Annotated in this window: 18 protein-coding genes; 2 read left to right on the top strand and 16 right to left on the bottom strand. The window is 71.6% G+C overall.

The window, feature by feature from the left end:
- Nucleotides 1-315 precede the first annotated feature (315 nt).
- Nucleotides 316-1,743: an FAD-binding oxidoreductase gene (locus F0L68_RS11810; protein ID WP_149849564.1), complete on the bottom strand. Its 1,428-nt coding sequence runs from the start codon at nucleotides 1,741-1,743 to the stop codon at nucleotides 316-318.
- Nucleotides 1,744-1,987: 244 nt separating this feature from the next.
- On the opposite strand from F0L68_RS11810, the gene F0L68_RS11815 reads away from it, so the two are divergent.
- Nucleotides 1,988-2,452, top strand: a complete 465-nt coding sequence (locus F0L68_RS11815) for a MarR family winged helix-turn-helix transcriptional regulator (RefSeq protein ID WP_149849565.1) — start codon at nucleotides 1,988-1,990, stop codon at nucleotides 2,450-2,452.
- A 61-nt stretch (nucleotides 2,453-2,513) separates the two neighbouring features.
- On the opposite strand, the gene F0L68_RS11820 is transcribed toward F0L68_RS11815, so the two are convergent.
- The gene (locus F0L68_RS11820; RefSeq protein WP_188316522.1) at nucleotides 2,514-3,884 is read right to left on the bottom strand and encodes a phthiocerol/phthiodiolone dimycocerosyl transferase family protein; all 1,371 of its coding nucleotides are present in this window, start codon (nucleotides 3,882-3,884) and stop codon (nucleotides 2,514-2,516) included.
- Nucleotides 3,885-4,127: 243 nt separating this feature from the next.
- On the opposite strand from F0L68_RS11820, the gene F0L68_RS11825 reads away from it, so the two are divergent.
- Nucleotides 4,128-5,330, top strand: coding sequence for an acyltransferase family protein (locus F0L68_RS11825; protein ID WP_223198717.1), 1,203 nt, complete (start codon nucleotides 4,128-4,130; stop codon nucleotides 5,328-5,330).
- A 19-nt stretch (nucleotides 5,331-5,349) separates the two neighbouring features.
- Here the strand turns inward: F0L68_RS11825 and F0L68_RS11830 are convergent, their stop codons facing one another.
- From F0L68_RS11830 to F0L68_RS11895, 14 genes are all read right to left on the bottom strand, one after another.
- Entirely contained in the window at nucleotides 5,350-6,282 is a 933-nt protein-coding gene (locus F0L68_RS11830) for an NADP-dependent oxidoreductase (protein ID WP_149849567.1), read from the bottom strand.
- A 94-nt stretch (nucleotides 6,283-6,376) separates the two neighbouring features.
- Nucleotides 6,377-9,394, bottom strand: a complete 3,018-nt coding sequence (locus F0L68_RS11835; protein ID WP_149849568.1) for a glycosyl hydrolase — start codon at nucleotides 9,392-9,394, stop codon at nucleotides 6,377-6,379.
- Nucleotides 9,395-9,410: 16 nt separating this feature from the next.
- Nucleotides 9,411-9,668, bottom strand: a complete 258-nt coding sequence (locus F0L68_RS11840) for an acyl carrier protein (protein WP_149849569.1) — start codon at nucleotides 9,666-9,668, stop codon at nucleotides 9,411-9,413.
- Entirely contained in the window at nucleotides 9,665-10,894 is a 1,230-nt protein-coding gene (locus F0L68_RS11845; RefSeq protein ID WP_149849570.1) for a ketosynthase chain-length factor, read from the bottom strand. Before F0L68_RS11845 ends, F0L68_RS11840 begins: the two co-directional genes overlap by 4 nt.
- A complete protein-coding gene (locus F0L68_RS11850; protein WP_149849571.1) occupies nucleotides 10,891-12,147 on the bottom strand; it encodes a beta-ketoacyl-[acyl-carrier-protein] synthase family protein in 1,257 nt (418 codons plus the stop codon). Before F0L68_RS11850 ends, F0L68_RS11845 begins: the two co-directional genes overlap by 4 nt.
- Before the next feature lie 121 nt (nucleotides 12,148-12,268).
- A complete protein-coding gene (locus tag F0L68_RS11855) occupies nucleotides 12,269-12,658 on the bottom strand; it encodes a lipocalin-like domain-containing protein (protein ID WP_149849572.1) in 390 nt (129 codons plus the stop codon).
- A 15-nt stretch (nucleotides 12,659-12,673) separates the two neighbouring features.
- Entirely contained in the window at nucleotides 12,674-13,423 is a 750-nt protein-coding gene (locus tag F0L68_RS11860; protein ID WP_149849573.1) for a cyclase family protein, read from the bottom strand.
- Nucleotides 13,420-14,238: an aromatase/cyclase gene (locus F0L68_RS11865; RefSeq protein WP_188316523.1), complete on the bottom strand. Its 819-nt coding sequence runs from the start codon at nucleotides 14,236-14,238 to the stop codon at nucleotides 13,420-13,422. The genes F0L68_RS11860 and F0L68_RS11865 overlap by 4 nt, the downstream gene beginning before the upstream one ends.
- A gap of 163 nt (nucleotides 14,239-14,401) precedes the next feature.
- Complete coding sequence (locus F0L68_RS11870) at nucleotides 14,402-14,953, bottom strand: DUF2017 family protein (protein WP_149849575.1); 552 nt, start codon at nucleotides 14,951-14,953, stop codon at nucleotides 14,402-14,404.
- The gene (locus F0L68_RS11875) at nucleotides 14,953-15,195 is read right to left on the bottom strand and encodes an ATP-dependent Clp protease adaptor ClpS (RefSeq protein ID WP_149849576.1); all 243 of its coding nucleotides are present in this window, start codon (nucleotides 15,193-15,195) and stop codon (nucleotides 14,953-14,955) included. Before F0L68_RS11875 ends, F0L68_RS11870 begins: the two co-directional genes overlap by 1 nt.
- A gap of 31 nt (nucleotides 15,196-15,226) precedes the next feature.
- On the bottom strand, nucleotides 15,227-16,054 hold the full coding sequence (locus F0L68_RS11880) for a sigma-70 family RNA polymerase sigma factor (protein WP_438672274.1): 828 nt from the start codon (nucleotides 16,052-16,054) through the stop codon (nucleotides 15,227-15,229).
- Nucleotides 16,055-16,247: 193 nt separating this feature from the next.
- Nucleotides 16,248-18,542 carry a helix-turn-helix transcriptional regulator gene (locus tag F0L68_RS11885; protein WP_149849577.1) on the bottom strand — a complete coding sequence of 765 codons (2,295 nt, stop codon included), beginning with the start codon at nucleotides 18,540-18,542 and terminating at the stop codon, nucleotides 16,248-16,250.
- Between the two features lie 93 nt (nucleotides 18,543-18,635).
- Nucleotides 18,636-19,859 (bottom strand): RNA polymerase sigma factor, encoded by a 1,224-nt coding sequence (locus F0L68_RS11890; RefSeq protein WP_149849578.1) that lies wholly within the window; start codon nucleotides 19,857-19,859, stop codon nucleotides 18,636-18,638.
- The gene (locus F0L68_RS11895) at nucleotides 19,856-20,227 is read right to left on the bottom strand and encodes a YciI family protein (RefSeq protein ID WP_149849579.1); all 372 of its coding nucleotides are present in this window, start codon (nucleotides 20,225-20,227) and stop codon (nucleotides 19,856-19,858) included. Before F0L68_RS11895 ends, F0L68_RS11890 begins: the two co-directional genes overlap by 4 nt.
- Between the last annotated feature and the right edge of the window lie 112 nt (nucleotides 20,228-20,339).

A 20,339-nucleotide genomic window follows, 5' to 3' on the forward strand; every position in this document is an offset into this window, starting at 1 on the left:
CCTCCCCGGCCGCATCCACTTTTCCCACACGGTAAGCAGCTCTCCCAGTAGTGGCAAGAGGTTTCGCGCGCATTTGCCGCCCGCTCTACCGGTTCTATAGTGGAAATTGACGGCTCGTTCCGGAGGGGGCCGCTAGGGGGTGTCCTGCGGATCTTGTTCGATGGGAGTCGGGATCGAGGTGGTTCCTGGTGGTGCCGCCGGGCCGGCCTCATACCGGGTTGTATGTGGGTGGTTCGGCGGTGCCGCCAGGGGCCGCCTCGACCCGGCTAGCGCGGACAAGATCCACGGGACACCCCCTAGCCCCCGGAGCCGCGACTAACGGAATTGGTGCGAGTCGACCGGCGGGATGTTGTGGTTGAGCCGGAACAGGTTCTCCGAGTCGTAGACGGCCTTGAGTTCGGTCAGCCGCTGGTAGTCCTTGGGGTCGTACGCGGAGCGCACTTCCTCGGCGGCGTTCTCGCCGTTCATGAAGTTCAGCAGTCGACCGCCGGTGCTCCACGGCTCGATCGCGTCGAGCAGGCGCTGGTGTGCCGGCCGAATCTCGGTGATGTCGGCGCGCTCCAACCGGGAGACCACGTTGAACAGGAACTGCGCGTCGCGGTTGCCGACGGCGTTGTCGACGGCGGGCGGGTGGGCGAGCTGCCCGCCGAGGTGGCGCAGTTCGATGATGTGCGGCAGCGACGTCTTGGGCGGGGCCAGGTCGAGGATGGTGCGCAGCGCGGTCGTGTCGAGGTCGCCGAGCATGAGGGTGCTCGCCTCGTAGGATCCGGGGAAGGGCGGGTCGTTGTAGACGGACCCGGACTGGGTGTAGGGCAGTTCGCCGAGGGTGTGACTCTGCGGGCCGAGCGCCAGGAGCGGCGCGACCAGGCTCTCCCCCGCCCCGAGGTCGTCCGCGGCGTAGGCGATGCGGACCTGGACGATCTGCTTGCCGCGCAACGCCTCCGGGAGCGCGGGCACGTCGGGGAAGGAGATCTGCGCGATCGAGGAGCTCAGCTCGTCCGGCAGGGTCGCGGTCCATCGCAGGTAGGCCTCGAAGACCTCGGCGGCCTGCTCGCCGGCGAACTGGAGCCCGCCGCCGTAGAGCGTGGTGATCGGCATGAGGTCGATCTCGATCCCAGTCACCACACCGAAGTTGTCCCGGCCGCCGCGCAGCGCCCAGAACAGGTCGGGGTCGGAGTCGCCGGTGACGTGCCGCAGCTGGCCGTCCGCCGTGACGACGTCGATGCTGCGCACGTGGTCCGCGGCGTAGCCGTACCGCCGCGACAGCAGGCTCAGCCCGCCGCCGAGGGTGTAGGAGACCACGCCGAGGCCGGGATAGGAGCCCGACAGCGGCGCCAGGCTGGCCGACGCCGCCTCGTGGATCACCTGTTCCCAGCGGGTTCCCGCCGCGGCCCACGCCGTGCCCGCCTCGGCGTTGACCCGCACACCCGTCATCCGGGAGGTGTTGATCAGCAGGCCGCCGTCGGCGGCGATGCCGGCCAGCGAGTGCCCGGTGCCCTGCACACCAACGGGGAGCCCGTGGCTGCTCGCGAACGCCACCGCGGCCCGCACGTCGGCGGGTCCGGTCGCGCCGACCACCACGTCGGGCCGATGCCAGCGGGCGGTCTGGTATCCGGCGCGTTCCGTGTCATACTGCTCGTCGTCGGGGGTGTGCACCGGACCCCTCACCCGCTCGGCAAGGGCCGCGATCTCGGAGGCGTCGACGCCGGAGGACTCGGTGCGTTGCGGGTCCACACTGTTCATGATCGTTCCCCATGGTTGTCGGTGTTCGGGATTCGCCGGCCGGGCACGGGTCCGCACGGCGAATTCGGCTCCGCCAGCGCACGGTTCGGCGACTGCCCTGCGGCGTCGCGCTTCCGGGGCCGTCCACCCGCCCCAACGAGGTAGAATTGGCCGCTCGCAACACTGGCCAGGTAACCTTACCGTCAGGCGGTGTGATGCTGTCAAGTAGCTTGACGAATTGGCTGCGCCAGAAAGGTCGCCCGACATGACGACACCGTCCGGAAAGCTGGACAACGCGGACGAGAGCAAGCTGCCGCTTCCCGCACTGTTCGCACAGGGCAAGGAAGTCACGGTCGGACAGCTCCACCGGCGGCTCGCCGAGGAGGGGTTCGACGGCATCCTGTACTGGCACGGATCCGTCTTCCGGTTCATCGACGCGGAGGGTTCGCGGCTGACCGTGCTCGCCGAACGCTCCGGGCTCACCAAGCAAGCGATCGGTGAGGTGGTCAGCGATCTCGAGCGACACGGCTACGTCGAGCGGACGGCCGACCCGGACGATCGCCGGGCGAAGATCATCCGGCTGACCGATCGGGGCATCAAGGGCCAGGCCGCCGCCGCGCGGATCCTCGGGGAGATCGAGCAGCGGTGGGCCAAACACCTCGGCAGGGAGCGGGTCGCCGCGCTGCGGCAGACGCTCGCGGAGGTCATCCGCCTCGAGAAGGGTCAGTAGCGAGAAAGGCCAGTAGCGAGAAGGACAGTGGACAGGCGCGGCCACCGACCGTCCCCCGGCCTCACGCCGTGCTCGCGGCCGCCAGCACGGCGGCCATGCTGGCGTCGGCGAGGCGCTCTGCGCGTGCCAGGGAGATCGCCTCGTCGACATAGAGGAAGTTCCACGACAACTGGCCCTGGCTGGTGCAGGCCACCGCGGCGAAGTAGCCGATCACCGAGATGCCGCCGACGACCTGCGCCCCGGACAGTCGCCACGCGCCGAGGGTGTCGGGAAAGTCGAACCGCCCCATGTTGGAGATGAAGACGTTGAAGGGGCCGTGCTCCTCCATGAACCTGACGAAGGGCCCGCTGTCCGCGACACCGGCGGGCCCCCTCTCCGCGAGGAGCCTCGGCGGCAGGAAGTGCTCGCCGCGCTCTCGGCGTTCCCTGATCTCGCGATTGACGGACCGGGCCATCGACCACAGGTCGTCGGGCCGGTAGCGGACCACCGAGGGCAACGCCGACACGAAACTGCCGATCTCGTCCTCGGACACCGGCGGGTCCAGCTCGTCCCGGAAGTCGACCGGCGAGCCGATCGCGAACGACGCCGATGTCGGTGCGCCGAGGTCCCGCGCCACGGCGGAGACCATCGCCGCGGCCAACACGCCGTGCATCGAGACGCCCTCCCGCCGGCACGCCAGCGCGAGGCCCTCCAGCGCGTCGCCAGCGAGGAACCGGTGCAGCAACCGGGTTCTGCGGCGGTCGAACGGCACGAAGCGTTCGGGCGCCAGCCGCGTCACGTCGCGCTCGACCGCGCCGGGATCCGCCCCGCCCGTCGGGAGGTCCGGCAGCTCGACCGAGGTTTCCCGGTGCCGCGCCGGGAAACGGGCCTCCGGGGGCAGCACGGATCCACTCGGGACGGGCTGGCCGGCCGGCGGCGGCTCGGCGGTGAGCCGCACCCATTGGCGCAGCAGCGCGAGCACGGTCGTGCCGTCCGCGACGCAGTGCGGAGCGCTGATGATCAGATCGTGCACCTGCCCGGGCTGGCTGACGACGACCGCGCGGGCAAGCGGGCCGGACCGCCAGTCGAGCGGGTGGGCGAGCTCGGTGCCGTCCAGCTCGTCCGCCCAGCGCGCGTCGTCGGGCCGGGCGAGGACCACCTCGCGCAGCGGAATCGGGTTGTCCGTCGGCACGAATCGCGGGTCGACGCCGGACAGCTCCGCCGTGATGGCCTGGCGCAGCAACGGATGCCGGGCCTGTAGCGCGCCGAGCGCGCCGCGCAGCGCAGTCATGGACAGCTCGCCCTCGACGCGCACGCGGGCGGCGCAGTTGTTCGTGGAGAGCTGGTCGGCGATCCAGTACCAGCGTTCCGTCGGGCTCAGTGTTCGCGTCGCCCCCGCGCGCGGGTCGGCGACACCAGGCGTCGGCACGGTCAAGGAAACGGGGATATCCATGCGAAATGCCTCCATCACGCCACAAGACGATCCGCCGATACCCTAAGCAGCAAACCACTCCGATTAGAGCATGATCTGAATCACGCGTCGTCATTAGCCATAATCAACCGCATTTTTACTGCGGCGCGCCAGTCTGCGCCAGCCTATGGACGGCAGAATTCCGACACCCGAACACCTGCCGGACCCACACCGGAGGATGAATCATAGGCCTGCGCATTCTCCGGCTCAGGAAGGGTGATCACCTTGTCCGAGCCCCTGTCCCCCGCCGTGCCCGACCCAGCGCCGGACTACCGGTCACGGCTGCCCGCGCTGACCGGTCTGCGCTTCTTCGCGGCACTGTGCGTCTTCTTCGTGCACGCGTTCTTCCTGGTCGACCCGCTCAAGCCGACCGTGCCGCTGAGCTTCTTCGGCGACCCCGGTGTCGCGAACTTCCTCGCCACGCTGTTCGGCAAGTCCGGGTACCTCGGCGTGACGTTCTTCTTCGTCCTCAGCGGATTCGTGCTCACCTGGTCGGCGAGGCCGGGCGAGCGGGTGACCGCGTTCTGGCGACGTCGGATCGTGAAGATCTTCCCCAACCACGTCGTGATGTGGGCCGCCGCGATGGTCCTCTACGCCTCGGCGTTCACCCCGGTCGGCACCTGGCTGGCGAACCTGCTGCTGGTGCATTCGTACTTCCCGCAGCCCTCGGTGTTCATCAGCGTCAACTCGCTGTCCTGGACGCTGTGCTGCGAGCTGTTGTTCTACCTGTTGTTCCCGCTCATCATTCGCCCGGTTCGGCGGATCGCCGAGCACCGGCTGTGGCTGTGGGCCGGCGTGATGATCGCCGGCATGGTCGGTGTGGAGCTGGTGACCGTGTTCGTCATCCCGGACCATCCCGGCTCGCCGATGCTCGCGGTTTCCGTTCCACAGCAGTGGTTCGGCTACATCTTCCCGCCGCCTCGGCTGTTCGAGTTCGTGCTCGGCATGGTGCTTGCCCGGCTGGTGCGGGCCGGGAGGTGGCCGCGCGTCGGCGTCGCGCCCGCCGCCGCGCTCGCGGTGATCGGGTTCTTCGTGACCAACGCGGTGCCATCGCCGTTCGACTTCACGGTCAGCGCGGTGATCCCGATCGGCGTGCTCATCTGCGCGACGGCCGCCGCGGACGTTCGGGGCACCAGGACCTTCCTGCGCAGCAGGGTGATGGTGTGGTTGGGCAACGTGTCCTTCGGGTTCTACCTGTGCCAGGGCGTCGTGCTCTTCTACGGCCGCCTGGCGATCGTCGGGGACGGGACGTTCAGCACGCCGGTGGCGATCCTGCTGCACCTCGGCTTCTTCGGGCTCACGCTGCTGGCCGGCTGGCTGCTCTACGCATTGGTCGAGCAGCCGATGATGCGGCGGTTCGCGCGCAACCGCAGGCGCGTCCCTGCACCGACCGAACCGGTCGCGGTCGACGGCGTCGCGAGCGCATAGGAGCTGGCGCATAAGGGCTTCAGGGGATCAGGACGGTCTTGCCGGCCAGCTTTCCCTCGGCGGCCCGCTCGTGCACGCTGGCCAGGTCGGTCAGCGGCAGGCGCTCGGCCACGTGGATCCGCAGGTCCCCGGCGTCGACGCGGACGACCAACTCGGCGAGCTGGTCGGCGTCGCTCCGCACGAAGATCCACAACACCCGCACCCCTCGCCCGGCGTCCTCGGGGCCGGGACCGGTGATGCTGACCAGGACTCCGCCGTCGGCGACCAGGTCCACCAGCCGCCCGGTCTCCTCCTCGTTGGTGGACACCAGGTTCAGCACCGCGTCGAACCGCAGCCCGGCGACCGCCTCCGACACGGGGGTTACGGTGTAGTCGATGATCCGGTCGGCGCCGTAGGAGCGGACGCGGTCGTGGCTGCGCGCGCTGGCGGTCGCGGTGACGGTGGCACCGGCCTGCGCGGCGAGCTGAACGGCATACCCACCGACCGCGCCGCCCGCCCCGTTGATCAGGATGCGCTGCCCCGCCTTCACACCGGCGTGCTCGAACAGCATCTGCCACGCCGTGAGCCCGACCACGGGCAGCGCCGCGGCGTCGGCCAGCTCGCCGGTGCGCGGGGCGGCGGCCAGCGCCTCGGCCGGCGCGGCGACGTAGTCGGCGGCGGCGCCGGGCTCGGTCGCCGGCAGGGACCCGACCACCGCGTCCCCGACGCTCCAGCCGGTCACGCCGGCGCCGACCTCGGTGATCACACCAGCCACGTCGCCGTTCGGAATCTGCGGGAACGCAATCGGGATGAACTCCTTCAGCACGCCCGCGCGGAGCACGGCGTCCACCGGGTTGAACGAGGTGCCGGCCACCCGCACCACCACCCGCCCGGCACTCGCCACCGGCCGGTCAACCTCCTCGTAGACCAGGACATCGCTGCCGCCGTAGGAGTGGTAACGCACTGCCTTCACGATCTCTCCTTCGCTCGCCTGCCTCGACGGTACCGCACATAGGAAGGTAGCCTGACTTGACGCCGAAGAACACACCTCTTACCGGATGACTCCCTTACCGCAGGCCAGGTGCGGCGTCGACGAACCGGTCCGTGTACGGGGTCAGGGTCACCGGGCCGAGCAGCCCGACGTCCTGTGCCGCCCGATCGGCGAACGCGGGCTGGACGACCCTGACCCGGTTGATCATCGTGGTCGCGACCGAGACCGCGACGGTGATCCGGCCGGGCCGGACCAGGTCCCGCCGAAGGTCGACGACCCCCGAGAGCTGGTCGACCACGCCGACGCCGACGCCGTTCACGCCGACCCGGAACGCGCCGGCGACGGCGCCGAGGCGCAGGTACGCGCCGGTCGCGTGCGCCCAGCTCGGCGGCAGCAGCACCGTCGCCACGTAGTGCCCGACCCCCACGGCGTCGGCGATCCCGGGCAGCTCTCGCCATGGCCGGAGGCGGACCGAGGGGAAGGACCACTCGACGTGGTTGCTGTCGGTCGAGCGCTGCCCCGGCCGCGCGGGCTGCCAGTCGTCCACGGTGAGGTCCCAGGTCGACAGCTCGACGACGTCCGGGAGCGCCGCGACGGAGGTTCGCACCTCCGCCCCGCCGCCGAGCGTCGTCCGGTACGTGCCGGGGCGGGAGGCACGGACGAGGAGCCGGCCGTCGCGGCGCAGCGCCAGGTCCGCGGTGGTCTCGACGACGTGCGCCGCGACGGCCTCGGACTCGGGCCGGGCGACCAGGCCGGCTGGCCCGATCGCCACGAGCGCCGACCCGTGCGCCGCAAGATCGAGGTCCAGCGTGTGCCGGCCCTCGCCGAGGATGTACCTCGCGACCGGCTCGATCGCGCCGGTCCACGCGTCCAGGACGTGCGGAACACCGAGCGCGGGACCGGTGAGCGACACCGTCGCGGACACCGGGTCCGCGCTGTCGTTGTGGACGTAGTACCAGTCGGTGTCCTCGGAGACCCGCCGAACCGTCCGCACCGACGGCACGGTGGCGTGCGCGGCAGGCTGGATGCCGAGGGACTCCAGCGCCGCCGGCAGCCGCGCGGCGTCCTCGACGCGGTGCACACCGGGCTCGGCGAGGATGCCGGCGACGACGTCGACGAGCTGACGGTCGTCGGCCGCCGCCGCGGCGGCCGACGCGGCATAGCCGGGCGTGCGCGACGGCGGCTCCCCCACGAACAGGACCGGCAGGCCGGCGGCCGCGAGGCCGTGCAGCTCCCGCGCCGCCGGCAGCGGCATGCTCGCCTGGTGGTGCACGATCACCGCGCGGAACGCGGGTCCCGCCGGCAGCAGGACGCCATCCTCGACGTCGTCGGCGCGGTCGCGCAGCAGGGCAGGAGTCAGGTACGCGTAGGTGTAGCCGGCCGCCAGCAGTGCGCGCGCGTCCACGGCGTCGGCGAGGTGGCCGATGCTCTGGTTGTAGACGGCGAGATCGGTGCGGCGCCGCCCGGTCTGGAGGATCGCCTGCGTCCGCGCGTAGTAGGCGGCGACGTCGCCGGTCATCGCCCAGGTCGGCTGGCGCGCGCCGAACGGGTCGGGGAACAGGGTGCCGAACTCGTGGAACCCCGGCCAGCCGGTGTGATCGTCGCGCACGGTGCCGTCGAGGGACGGCGGCCAGTGCGGGTACGCGAGGCCGTGGAACACCATCTGGTTGGCGCCGAGCGCGTACTGCTCGTTCACCTGCCGGGTGATCTCCTGCGGCGAGACCATGTACGGACACGGCCAGGGCGGCCTGGTGAGCGGGGCGAGACCGGTGAGGCCGGGGACGAGCTCGTCGGAGACGATCGTCGTGCCGGCGACATCGGCCCCTGCGGAGACCAGCCGCCAGTCGTCGCCGGTCCCGCAGGCGAGGTTCTCGCACTCCGGGACGTCGAGCAGCGTCGCCGCCTCCGCGATGTCGATGGGCAGCCCGTACGGCTGCGCCCGATACCCGAGGCCGAGGGAGTGTGCCCACTCCAGCATCGGCCGGACGTGCTCGTCGAGGTACAGGTCGTTGCAGGTCTGGTCGACATCGCGCAGGACGCGGGCGCTCGCGTCGGCGTCGCCGCCGGCGAAGGCGAACGCCGGACAAGGCGCGCCGGCGAACCCGCTGCGCAGCTCGGCGGCGAGCACGGGCAGGTACGTCGTCAACGGGTAGCCCCTGCGCTTCTCGAACTCGTCGAGAAACCGCGGCGTCCACAGGCGCGCGGCCCCTGCGGCCACCTCGATCGAGTCGTCGAAGACGGCGCCGCCGACGCGCCGCATGAGCCGCATGACCTTGGGCGACAGCGTGGTCTCGAAGTAGGACGTGAACGCCACCACGCCGTCCCTGCTGAGGTAGTCGACCGCCCTCGCCTCGGGATCGGTGTAGAGCGAGGGCTGGTTCCCGAACGGGAGATCGTTGCGGATACCCGTGCCCCTGCACCAATAGCCGACCAGGACCCAGGCCGCGGTGTCCGGCGGGTCCCAGCGCACCGAGCCGTCCAGCACCGACGAGGTCAGGTCGACCGCCGAGCCGAGGTCGAGCACCGGCGCGTCGCCCGACGGGTCAAGGCACCGGGCGGCGCCCACCGCGACCAGCGTCGGCCGGCTCGTCCGCGTCGTCGAGGTCACGACCCCGCCGACGACCCTCCTGTCCGCGAAGGTCCTCGGCGCGGGCGCCGGCACCGGGCCGTCGTAGGACGCGCCGCCGGTGACGAACTCGAAGGCGTGCACCAGTTCCTTCGTCGAGCTTGGACCGTCGACGTCGAGCCCAGGAACGGCGAGCGGCCACTGCGCGCCGAGCGTGAGGTCCACCTGGAGACCGCGCCCGTCGGCCACCTCCAGCACCGTTTCCAGCGCGGCGATCCACCGGTCGGAGCCGTAGCCGTGCACGTGTGGATCGACGCAGTAGTCGACCGTGCTCTCCCCCGGGCCCCACAGCACGCTCGCGATCTCGACGCCCTTGTAGCCGGCGTCGGCGACCTGGTGGAGCTGGGCGGTCAGCTCGTCGTGCGCCACGGCCGCATTGGGCCAGTGCCAACGGAACATCGCTCCCGTGCCGGGGCTGCCGCAGGCGAAGCGCGCGGCGATCCCAGGCTCGGGCTCCCGGCGGTTCACCGCGTCGACCGCGCCGTCACGGCTGTCCCGACATGGCCGTGTTGAGCAGGTCCAACAACTGTCGTGGCGTCTCGGCCTCGATGAGCTGCTGGTCGTCGACGGTGACGCCGGTGCGTTGGGTGATCCTGGCGGCGGTTTCCATCAGTGCCAACGAGTCGTAGCCGATGTCCGCGAACGGGACGTCCAGGCTGTCCGAGGGCGTGACCCCGGTTTCGGCCTCCCCCGCCGACTCGACCAGTGCCTGGAAGAGTTCCTCGATGGTCAGCTTGCTCATCCGTCCTGTCCTTCCTTGGCGTTGCCTCGTACGACGAGCGCGGAGTTGAAGCCGCCGTAGCCGCGGGCGAGCACCAGTGCGGTCTCCACGCGCTGGTGCCGTGGCGCGTCGAGGACCAGGTCCAGCCCGTAGTCGTCCGGCACGTCCGTGGTGTGCGGGGTCGGCGGGATCACCGAGTCGCGAATGGACAGCAGCGCGGTCAGCACGTCCACCGGGCCCCCACCAGCGCCGAGTCGACCGAAGCCCGCCTTCGGCGCGGTCACCGGAACGCCCCGCCTGCCGAACACGTCCTCGATCGCGGCCGCCTCGATCCGGTCCAGCTCCGGCACACCGGCGGAATCGGCGAACACGACGTCCACTGTGGACACTCCGGCGTCGGCCATGGCCAGCTCGATGGCCCTGCGCAGCGTCGACGGCCGGCCGGAACCGGGCCTCGGGTCGAAGGTGGCCGCGTGGCCGGCGATCTCGCCGTGGCTCGGCGCGTCGCGGCGGCGGGCCGAGCTCCCGGCCTCCAGCACGAGCACCGCGCCGCCTTCGCCTGGCACGTAGCCGTTGACCGCGCGGTCGAACGGGCGGTACGCGCGGCGGGGATCGGCGGCCCGGCTGAGCCGTCCGTGCGCGCTCTGCGCGAGGAACCCCCACGGGTCGAACGCCGAGTCGAACCCGCCCGTCACCATGAGCCGGGCGCCCTCGCGGATTCGGCGCCGGGCAAGGCTGATCGCGTCCAGCCCGCCGGCCTGCTCGGCGACCAGCGCGCCGCACGGGCCACGCATCCCGTGCCTGATGGAGACCTGGCCGGTGTTCACCGCATAGAACCAGGCGAACGACTCGTACACGCTGACTTCGGCGGGCCCCTTGGTCCACAGCTTGCGGAACTCGCGGTGGGTGAACGCCGAGCCACCCTGGGCGTTGGCGAACACCACGCCCTGGTCGAAGCTGTCCAGGTCGCCATCCGCGACGTCCGCGCCGGCCAGCGCGGTCGCCGCGGTGACCAACGCCAGCCTGGTCACCCGGTCGCTCTGCGGCAGCAGCCGTTTCGGCAGGTGCGCCTCGGCGTCGAAGTCCCTGATCTGTCCGGCCAGCCGCACCGGGTAGCCCGAGGCGTCGAAGCCGGTGACGGGGCCGATGCTGGTCCGGCCGGCGAGCACCGCCGCCCAGTGGTCCTCGACGGAGAGCCCGCTCGGCGCCGCGACCCCCATGCCGACGACCTGAGCCGACTCGCTCATGACACCGCCCGCAGGGCCATCGCGCTCTGGAAGCCGCCGAACCCGCTGCCAACGGTGAGCACGTTGTCCAGCCGCGCTTCCCTGGCCTCCAGCGGCACGTAGTCCAGGTCGCACTCGGGGTCCGGCTCGTGCAGGTTCGCGGTCGGCGGCACCACGCCGTGGGTGATCGCGAGCGCGCTCGCGGCGATCTCGATCGAGCCGATGGCGCCGAGGGAGTGGCCGACCATCGACTTGATCGAGCTCACCGGGACTCGGTAGGCGTGGTCGCCGAGGCTGCGCTTGAACGCGGCCGTCTCGTGCCGGTCGTTCTGCTTGGTGCCGGAGCCGTGGGCGTTGACGTAGTCCAGCTCGTCCGGCCGCATCCGCGCCTGGGCGAGCGCGACGTCGATCGCCTCGGCCATCTCCACGCCGTCCACCCGCAGCCCGGTCATGTGGTAGGCGTTGCACCTGGTCGCGTAGCCGGCGACCTCCGCGTAGATCTCCGCGCCGCGCTTGCGGGCGTGCTCGTACTCCTCGACGACGAACATCGCGGCGCCCTCGGCGAGCACGAACCCGTTGCGGCTGGCGTCGAACGGACGGGAGGCGCGTTCCGGCTCGTCCAGCCTCGGGGTGGTCGCCTTGATCGCGTCGAAGCACGCGGCCACGATCGGCGAGACCGGGGTGTCCGACGCGCCGGCGATCATCGCGGCCACGGTCCCCGAGCGGACCAGGTCGACCGCGTAACCGACGGCGTCGATCCCGGACGTGCACCCGGTGGAGACCATGGTGACCGGGCCCTCGGCGCCGATCTCCCAGGCGACCTCCCTCGGCATGGCGCTGGGGACCAGGTAGTCGAACATGTGCGGGGAGAGGTGGTCCTCGTTCATCACCCAGTGCCGCCCGCTGTCGGAGAGCACCAGGTACTCGCGCTCCAGGCTGGTCGCCGCGCCGACCGCGCTGCCGATCGTGACGCCGAGGGTCGCCGGATCCAGCTGGCCGGGGTCGAGCCCGCTGTCCTCGATCGCGTCCCTTGCACACACCACGCTGAACTGCGTCGCCCGGTCCAGCCTGCGTTGTTGGCGCGGGGACAACCCCTCGAAGTCGGGGTCGAAGTCGCATTCCCCGGCGACCTGCGACCGGAATCCGGACGCGTCGAACAAGGAGATGGGCCGCGTGGCCGTGGCACCGGCCGCGATCAGTTCCCAAAAAGCCTTCGTGCCGAGTCCCCCAGGGGCCCGGACGCCAATTCCGGTAATCACAACTCTGCGGGTCATAAAACGACCTTCGACAGGAGACGTCAATGTCCACTAAAGCACCGGTAGAGCAGGAGAGGCATTTCACTGACCGCGCCGGCGTCGGGCGCGACTACGCCCGACGCCGCTATGCCCGACGCGACTACGCCCGACGCGGTTGTGCTCGGCGCCAGACCAGGACGCGGCGCTGGCGGCGGCCGTGCACCGTGGTGCTGGCGTGCAGGGTCAGCCGGTCGCCGGCGAACTCGGCGGCGCGGACCTGCTCCGTGCCGACCCAGTCCGCCCTCGGCGTGACCTCGATCCGGTGTACGACCCGATCGCCGTCCCTGCGCCAGCGCCCGGCATAGCCCATGAAGCCGGGCGCCGGCCCCGGTTCGGTGCGCATCATGCTCACCGAGACGTGCCCGTCCGCCGTGTAGATCAACAGGCCGGACGGATCGGCGCCCAGCGGGCCGGCACTGGTCCGGCCCGCGTCGTCGACGTCGTGGAAGGACACCAGGAGCCACACCCCGACGAGGTCGGTTCCGGCCATGTCAGGCCCGCGCGCTCATGCGTCGAGGATCGCCACGACGCGGGTCCACCCGGCGCCTGCGCCGCCGACCGGCACCGGGAAGCAGGACACCGTGTAGCCGGTCGGCGCGGGCAGCGCGCCGAGGTTGGCCAGCTTCTCCAGCTGTAGGTACTCGCGGGTGCGCCCGTAGATGTGGGCTGGCCACAGTGCCGCGCTGTCACCGGTCCGCCGGTACTCCTCGATCATCGTCCGCATCGGCCGGTCTAGGCCCCACGCGTCGATGCCGATGACCCGGACGCCGTGCTCCACCAGGAACCGGGTGCCCTCGCCGGTGAGACCGGGGAAGTCGGTGAGGTAGTCGGCGCCGCCCCACCTCGTGTCCGCGCCCGTCCACAGCAGGACGATGTCGCCCTCGGCGAGCTCGTGGCCGATCGCGGCGAGGGCGTCGGTCAGGTGCGCCACCGTGATGCCGTCGCCGGCCGGCACGGCCCGGACGTCGAGCCGGACGCCGGGGCCGTAGCACCACTCGAGCGGCACCTGGTCGATGCTCTTCGCCGGTTTCCCGCCGCTGAGCGGCCCGTAGTGCAGCGGGGCGTCCATGTGCGTGCCGGTGTGCGTGGTGAGCGTGACCGTCTCGTTGGAGATTGCCATCTCGTCGGGGAAGTCCTCCGGCGACAGGCCGAGCACGGTGGCGCCCTCCCGGTGGCCGAGCAGGTCGATCTTCACCGGGGTGGCCTCGCTCGGCGTGTCACGCAGGACGACGCTCAGGTCGACCAGGCGCGTCACGCGGCACGTTCCCCGGCCGCGAGACGCTCCGCCTCGATCTTCACCGCGCCGAGGTCGGCCACGCTGTTGCGCTCCACCGCGGCCTTGATCATCTCGTCGGCCTCCTCGTAGGTGTAGGTGCCGGCGACCTTCCCGTCGACCGGTTCGCGCGGCTTGAAGTCGTGCGTGAGCACCAGCTGCGTCCGGTCCTCGCCGAGCGCAAGGGCGCGCCACTCGCCGCCCATGTGGCCCATCATCGGCGCGTGCTCCAGCTGCCGGTAGCCGATCACCTTGCGCTGGACGTCGATGTCGCGGCGGGACACCCAGGTCTGGATCACGCCGTTGACGTCGACGACGAGGCGCGCGATCTGGTGCTCCGGCGACTCTTCCAGGATCGTCACCTGCTGCGTCGGCGGGAAGATGCGCGCGTAGCCCTCGACGTCGACGAGGACCGGCCAGACCACGTCGACCGGCGCGTCCACGGTGACGGTGTGCTCGGTGTGGTGCATCGGGTTACCTCCGGTGGTGCCCGCGGTCAGCAGGACGTCGTGGTTGGCGTAGGCGGCCTCGTAGTCGACCTTCGACCGCCAACGGGCGAGCAGATCGTGCACGACGGGCAGCTCGGAGAACTTCCGCAGGGTGGGCAGGTCCGCGCAGGCGAACTGGGCGATCGCGTTTCCGGTCATGCCCCTGGACTGCTCGTCGACGGGCAGCAGATAATGCGCGCCGTAGCCGAAATCCTTGACCAACCCCGACTTGTACGCCGCGGCGCGTAGTTCCGTGAAGAACCGTTCGCGATCCCGGTCGGCCACCGAGTCCGCAAAGCGGTAGATCAAGGTGTGGATTATCAAGGCGATTCCCCCTTTGTCGGGCAGGCCACCCATGTCCGGTCCAAGCTAGGAAGCCGTCCTCAAAACTCCCTCAAGCCTGGCTCCACCGCCTGGTCGCAGGGAGCGCGCCGGTGAGCGCGGCATGCCGAACACACGGGCGCTCCGGTCGCTACTCCGTCGCGGCCACCACCGAGGGGCACAGCGTGTGCACGAAGGACTCCAACAGATAGGCCAGCCACTGCGCGGTCAGGTCCGACCGCTTTCCCGCCGCGCCTCCCAGCACCAGCCGGTCGCCTTTCCTCACGGCGAAAGCGAACCTCGCGACACCAAGGGCCCTGAGCCAGTCGTCCACCTCGGCCCGCTCGAGATAGGTCGACACCGCACCGGCCCAGCCGTCCAGCACCCGCCGGACGGCCGCCAACGCCTCGGCCCGCTGTGCCTCCCCGTGCTCCCGCCGGAACCCCGCAGCCAGGGCGGAATCCGCGTAGGCGTCGGGAAACATCTGCCGCAACACCTGCTCCGCGGACCTGGCCGGGCGGAGCCCGAACAGCCGGCGACCCGACTCGGGCGCCTCGCCTCGCTCCAACAACGCCACCACCCGCTCCAACACGAACCGGAACGTCTCGGCCGCGTTCTCCGACATCCGCAACACCACACCGTCCGCGGCCGCCACGACGTCCACGAAGTCGGCGGTCGGCAACTGATGAACCGACTCCCCCATCAGGCCGCCCTCACCATGCCGTGCAACCCGTAACCCTGGAGCCGCGCGACCAGCCGCTCGGCCTCGTGCCGGCCGGCGAACCGATCGACCTCGGCCTCGCCACGCGTGTGCACCTGCCACATGAGGTCCACGGCGGCGGGCAACGGCAGCTCACACACCAGGTGCAACACGTACGCCACCAGGTGCACCGTGGTGACGTCGTCGTCGCGCACCACGACCCGCCAACCCATTTCGTCCTTCACGCCCGAATTATGCACAGTTCGCCGACCATGGTCACCCGTGCGGTGCGGCGTCCGGCGGAGGCGTGCGCGTCGGCCTGGCGACGGCCGCGACGCTGGCTATCGTCCCGTTGACGTCGGCGAGTTCGGCGGCCAGCGCGCGGCACTGGTCGCAGCCCGCCAGGTGCGCCTCGACCTGCGTGGTCTCCCGCTTGGCCAACCCGCCTCTGGTCCACGCGCCGAGCCGCTCCGCCGTCGCCCGGCAGTGATCCTCGGTGTGCTCGGCGAGGTGCACCTGGAGGTAGGCCTGGCGCAAGCCCTCGCGGGCCCGGTAGGCCAGCGCGGACACGCCGTTGGGGGTCAGACCCAGCAGCGGCGCGACCTCGGCGGGCGACTGGCCCTCGATCTCGGTGTGCCACAGCACGGCCTGCCACCGCTGCGGCAGCCGGGCGAACGCCTTCGCGGCCATCGACCGCTCAAGGCCGGCCACGGCCGTGTCGCGGAACGGCACGCTGACCCGGTCCGCGTCGGCCACCGTCGTCACGTCGTCGGACAGTTCGATCTTACTGTCCTTTCTGGTCTGTTTGTACGCGGTGTGCCGCAACGCGGTGAGCAGATACGCGCGGAAGCCGGAGTCGGGACCTCGGCCGGCGCGCAGCGTGTCGAGGACCTTCGCGAACGCCTCGGACACGAGGTCGTCGGCCTCGGCGGAGGACCGCGAGAGCTGGCGGGCGAGGTTGTGCGCGGCCGAGACGTGCCGTTGGTAGAGCTGGCCGTAGGACTCGATCGCCGCGCCGCGCACGGACTCGACGAGCGCCTCGTCCGAGTCCGAGTCCGAGTCCGACTGTGCGGTGGTCAGGTCGCCGGAGGCGAGCAAGAACACGGTCCGGACCGTCGTCCTGATGGCCGTGGCACCGTTCACGAGATCGACTGCGACGGATCGCGAGGCGTGGTCTCCACGCCGTCAGCATCGCGGGTGTCGCGGGTCCCGCACATCGGCATCCGGCGAAGATGCGTATGCGCAACGGCCGGCCGTTCGCCGGGTGGTATGCCGAGTGCTGTGTCCTGGCCAGCCGCTACGACGGGTCGCCGAGTTCGTGCGCTGGCGGGACCTGCCGGCGCGAGCTGAGCCCCAGCTTCGACATGATGTGCAGGACGTGCGCGTCCGCGGTCCGCTTGGAGATCACCAGCTTCTCGGCGATCTGCCGGTTGGACAGGCCCTGCGCGACCATCGTGGCCACCTCGCGCTCGCGCGGAGACAGCTCCGCGCCAGCCTGAGCGTCGGATGCGGCGTCGGCGGGCTCCTGCCGCGGCTCGCCGTCCGTGTCGTTCCGCACCGCCTCGAGGATCTCCGTCCCCGACATGCGCGCCCCGACGGCGTGCCAGTGCGCGAACCGCTCGCCACCGAGCCCGGCCCGCGCCGCCTCGTGTACCGACTCCTGCTGCGCCAACAGCGAGGGCAGCATGCTGACCGGGTCGCCGTTGAGCCGCCGCGCGTTCTCCGCATAGCCCAGCAGCCACGCGGCCCTGACGTACCGTTCCTCCCTGGCCGCGTGCCAGGCCAGCCCGAGGCACGCCAGCGCGGCCACCAGGACCTCGCCGATCTCGCCCGCGGCCGCCAGCCCCTCCCGCAGCGGCGCCGCGCTGTCCTCGTACTGGCCGGCCAGCCACCGGATCACGCCCTGGACCACCAGCGTGGACCCGAGGAACTGCCGGTCGCCGGTGTTCTCCAGGTGCACCAGGCCCTTCTCGCACAGCTCCAGCGCGCCGGCCAGGTCACCGAGCACGGCCCGCGCCAGCGCGCCCTCGTAGTGCACCACGGCCATCCCCAGCGTGTCGCCGGTCGCGACCATCCGCTGGTAGGCCAGCTCCAGCGCCGCCAGCCCCTCGTCGACCTCTCCGCACAGGGCGCGCAGGGCGCCAAGATACGCCTCGCTGAACAGCTCAACGCGGTCCTCGCCGACCCGCCGCGCGACCTCCTGCGCCTGGCCGAGCCGGTCGAGCGCCGTGACCAGGTCCGCCGTCCACACCGCGAACACCCCGGTCATGAACAGGCCCCACGCCCGTTCCGGGCAGTCCCCCGGCAGCAGGGCCAGCCCCTTGTCGACCCAGAACCGCCCCTGCGCCAGCGTGCCCGTCGCCCGCCAGTACGGGCCAAGCTGGGCCGCCAGCCACAGCCCCTGCCCGGCCTGACTCCTGCCGGCGTAGGCGTGCGCGAGCGCGGCCTGCACGTCGGCGATCTGCGCGCGCACCGAGCGGTGCAGCTCGACCTGGGTCGAGGTCAACAACTCGTCCCAGAAGCGCTGCCCCAGCTCCCGGTGATAGGCGAAGTGCCGGTCCCGCACCGCGTCGGCGCCGCCGGTCTCGGCGAGTCGGTCGGCGCCGTACTCGCGGATCGTGTCCAGCAACCGGTAGCGCTGGCCCTCCTCGCCGGTGCGCTGCACGACCGACTTGTCGACCAGCCCGATCAGCGTCTCCACCACCCGCGCGCCCGGCAGCTCGCCGCCGGCGCACACCCGCTCCGCGGCGGTCAGCTCGAAGGATCCGGCGAAGACCGACAGCCGCGCCCACAGCAGCCGCTCCGGCTCGGTGCACAGCTCGTAGGACCAGGCGATGGCCGCCCGCAGGGTCTGGTGCCGGGTGAGCGAGGACCGCCGCTCCGCGGTCAGCACGCCGAACCGGTCGTCGAGCCGCGCCGCGCAGGCGGCCAGCGGCACCGACCGCAGCCGCACCGCGGCCAGCTCCAGCGCCAGCGGAATCCCGTCGAGCCGGGCGACCAGCGCGCTCAGGTGGTCCCGGTTCGCGTCGGTGGCGGTGAAGCCCGTCACCACGGCTGCCGCGCGCTGCACGAACAGCTCCCTGGCGTCGGCCGGTGCCAGCGGGGCGATCTGCACGCAGTGCTCGCCAGGCACGTCGAGCGGCTGCCTGCTGGTGGCCAGCACGCTCACCCCTCTGGTCTCGCGCAACAGGATGTCGGAGAGCATCGCGCAGGCGTCCAGGAGGTGCTCGCAGGTGTCCAGGACGATCAGCAGCCGCCGGTCCTGGAGGTGCGCGACCACGGCGTCGAGCGGTTCCATGCCGGGCTGCTGCGGAAGCTCGAACACCGCGGCGAGAGTCGCCGGGAGCAGTTCGGGGTCGTGCAGCGCCGACAGCTCCACCAGCCAGGTCCCGTCGGGGAACTGCGTGCGCAGGGCGTCGGCCGCGTGCAACGCCGTGCGGCTCTTGCCGACGCCGCCCGGCCCGACCAGCGTGACCAGCCTGACCCGCGCCAGCCCGTCCCGGACCAGCGCGACTTCCCCTTCGCGCCCGACGAAGCTGGTGCGCTCAACGGGAAGGCGCCCGCCACGTCGTTGTCCGAAGCCGAACCCCATGGCCACCCCCTGTTGCGGTCCGCCACCCGCCGAGCCCTGGGGCGGGCCGCCACAGTGTAAGCGTGTCGATACGCAGCGTGAATCACCCGAGCGTCATCCACTTCGGCCGATCAGGCGGGCGGCGCGGGACTCGAGATAGCGGCGCTCGGTGAGGCTGAGCGTGCGGCGGGCGGCGTTGCGGTAGTTCTCCAGCGCCGCCTCGACCTCGCCGGCCTGTTCCAACAGGTGCGCGCGGACGGCGGGGAGCCGGTGGTGGCCGTTGATCCGGTCATCATCGTCCAAAGTGGACAACAGGGTCAGGCCGGCGCGCGGGCCCTCGAGTTCGGCGAGGGCGACCGCGCGGTTGAGGGTGACCATCGGGTTGGGCGCGATCCGTTCGAGGATCCGGTACAGCAGGTGGACCTGGCGCCAGTTGGTGTCCTCGGCGCGCGCCGCGTCCGCGTGGGTCGCCGCGATCGCGGCCTGGAGCTGGTACGGGCCGAGCGGCGCGGTGGCCATCGCCGCCTCGACCAGCGCGGTGCCCTCGGCGACGAACCGGGCGTCCCAGCGGCTGCGGTCCTGCTCGGCGAGCGGAACCAGCTCGCCGGCCGGGCCGACGCGGGCGGCGCGCCGGGCGTCGGTCAGCAGCATCAGGGCGAGCAGGCCGGCCGCCTCGCCGTCGCCCGGCAGCTGCCGGTGCACCATGCGCATCAGCCGGATCGCCTCGTGGGCCAGGTCCGCGCGGTGCAGCTCGGGCCCCGACGACGCCGTGTAGCCCTCGTTGAAGATCAGGTACAGCACGTGCAGCACGACGTCGAGACGCTCCCGGAGCTCCTCGGGCGCCGGCATGGCGAAGCGGGCGCCCGCCGCCTTGATGCGCTGCTTGGCCCGGCTGATCCGCACCGCCATGGTGTTCTCCGGCACCAGGAACGCGTGCGCGATCTCGGCCGTGGTCAGGCCGCCGACCGCGCGCAGCGTCAGCACGGTCTGCGACACCGGGGTCAGTGCGGGATGACAGCACAGGAACAGCAGGACCAGCGTGTCGTCGGTGTCCGGGACGTCGGGCTCCGGCTCCCGCAGGGCGGCGTCGGCCTCCCGGTCGCGGCGCGCGCGGTCGCTGCGGAACTCGTCGATCAGCCGCCGCGCCGCGACGGTGACCAGCCAGCCGCGCGGGTTGGCCGGGACGCCCTCGGCCGGCCACTGGACGGCCGCCGCGAGCACGGCCTCCTGCACCGCGTCCTCGGCCTCCTCGAACTGGCCGTACCGGCGGACGAGCACGCCGAGGACCTGCGGCGCCAGCTCGCGCAGCAGGTCCTCGGCGACGGGCTCGATCGTCACATCTCCGGCTGTCCGTCGGCGAACATCACCGGCCGCACCTCGACGCCGAGGCCCTCGACCTTGGCGTCCGGGATCATCGCCGCGAGTTCCAGCGCGCGGTCCCGGCTCTCGCAGTCGATCAGGTAGAAGCCGCCGAGGTACTCCTTGGCCTCGAGGTACGGCCCGTCGGTGACCACCGGCTGCCCGCCGCGCACCCGCACCACGGCGGACTGCGACGGGTCGGCAAGGCCCTGCGTGGTGATCATCTCGCCGGACTTGGTGACCGTCTCCATGAACGCGCCGTGCCCGGTCATGACCTCGTTGCGCTCGTCCTCGGTCAGCGAGTCCCACACGGCCGGGTTCATGTGCAGGTTCAGCAGGAACTTCATGACTTCTCCTCGTTGCGTGGAGGGCCCCGTTCGGGCCCTTCAGCCGCTTGGTCGGAGCCGCTGCCGCCGTCTTTACGTCCGTCGGAGACGAGTTTCCGATCGCTCTCCAACG

The organism is Solihabitans fulvus, assembly GCF_008386585.1.
Classification (GTDB): domain Bacteria; phylum Actinomycetota; class Actinomycetes; order Mycobacteriales; family Pseudonocardiaceae; genus Solihabitans; species Solihabitans fulvus.

Bases quoted from the DNA above. Each gene is read 5' to 3' on its own strand.
- F0L68_RS11810 (WP_149849564.1), bottom strand. From the start codon at position 1,743: ATGAACAGTGTGGACCCGCAACGCACCGAGTCCTCCGGCGTCGACGCC.
- F0L68_RS11815 (WP_149849565.1), top strand. From the start codon at position 1,988: ATGACGACACCGTCCGGAAAGCTGGACAACGCGGACGAGAGCAAGCTG.
- F0L68_RS11820 (WP_188316522.1), bottom strand. From the start codon at position 3,884: ATGGATATCCCCGTTTCCTTGACCGTGCCGACGCCTGGTGTCGCCGAC.
- F0L68_RS11840 (WP_149849569.1), bottom strand. From the start codon at position 9,668: ATGAGCAAGCTGACCATCGAGGAACTCTTCCAGGCACTGGTCGAGTCG.
- F0L68_RS11845 (WP_149849570.1), bottom strand. From the start codon at position 10,894: ATGAGCGAGTCGGCTCAGGTCGTCGGCATGGGGGTCGCGGCGCCGAGC.
- F0L68_RS11850 (WP_149849571.1), bottom strand. From the start codon at position 12,147: ATGACCCGCAGAGTTGTGATTACCGGAATTGGCGTCCGGGCCCCTGGG.
- F0L68_RS11855 (WP_149849572.1), bottom strand. From the start codon at position 12,658: ATGGCCGGAACCGACCTCGTCGGGGTGTGGCTCCTGGTGTCCTTCCAC.
- F0L68_RS11870 (WP_149849575.1), bottom strand. From the start codon at position 14,953: ATGGGGGAGTCGGTTCATCAGTTGCCGACCGCCGACTTCGTGGACGTC.
- F0L68_RS11885 (WP_149849577.1), bottom strand. From the start codon at position 18,542: ATGGGGTTCGGCTTCGGACAACGACGTGGCGGGCGCCTTCCCGTTGAG.
- F0L68_RS11895 (WP_149849579.1), bottom strand. From the start codon at position 20,227: ATGAAGTTCCTGCTGAACCTGCACATGAACCCGGCCGTGTGGGACTCG.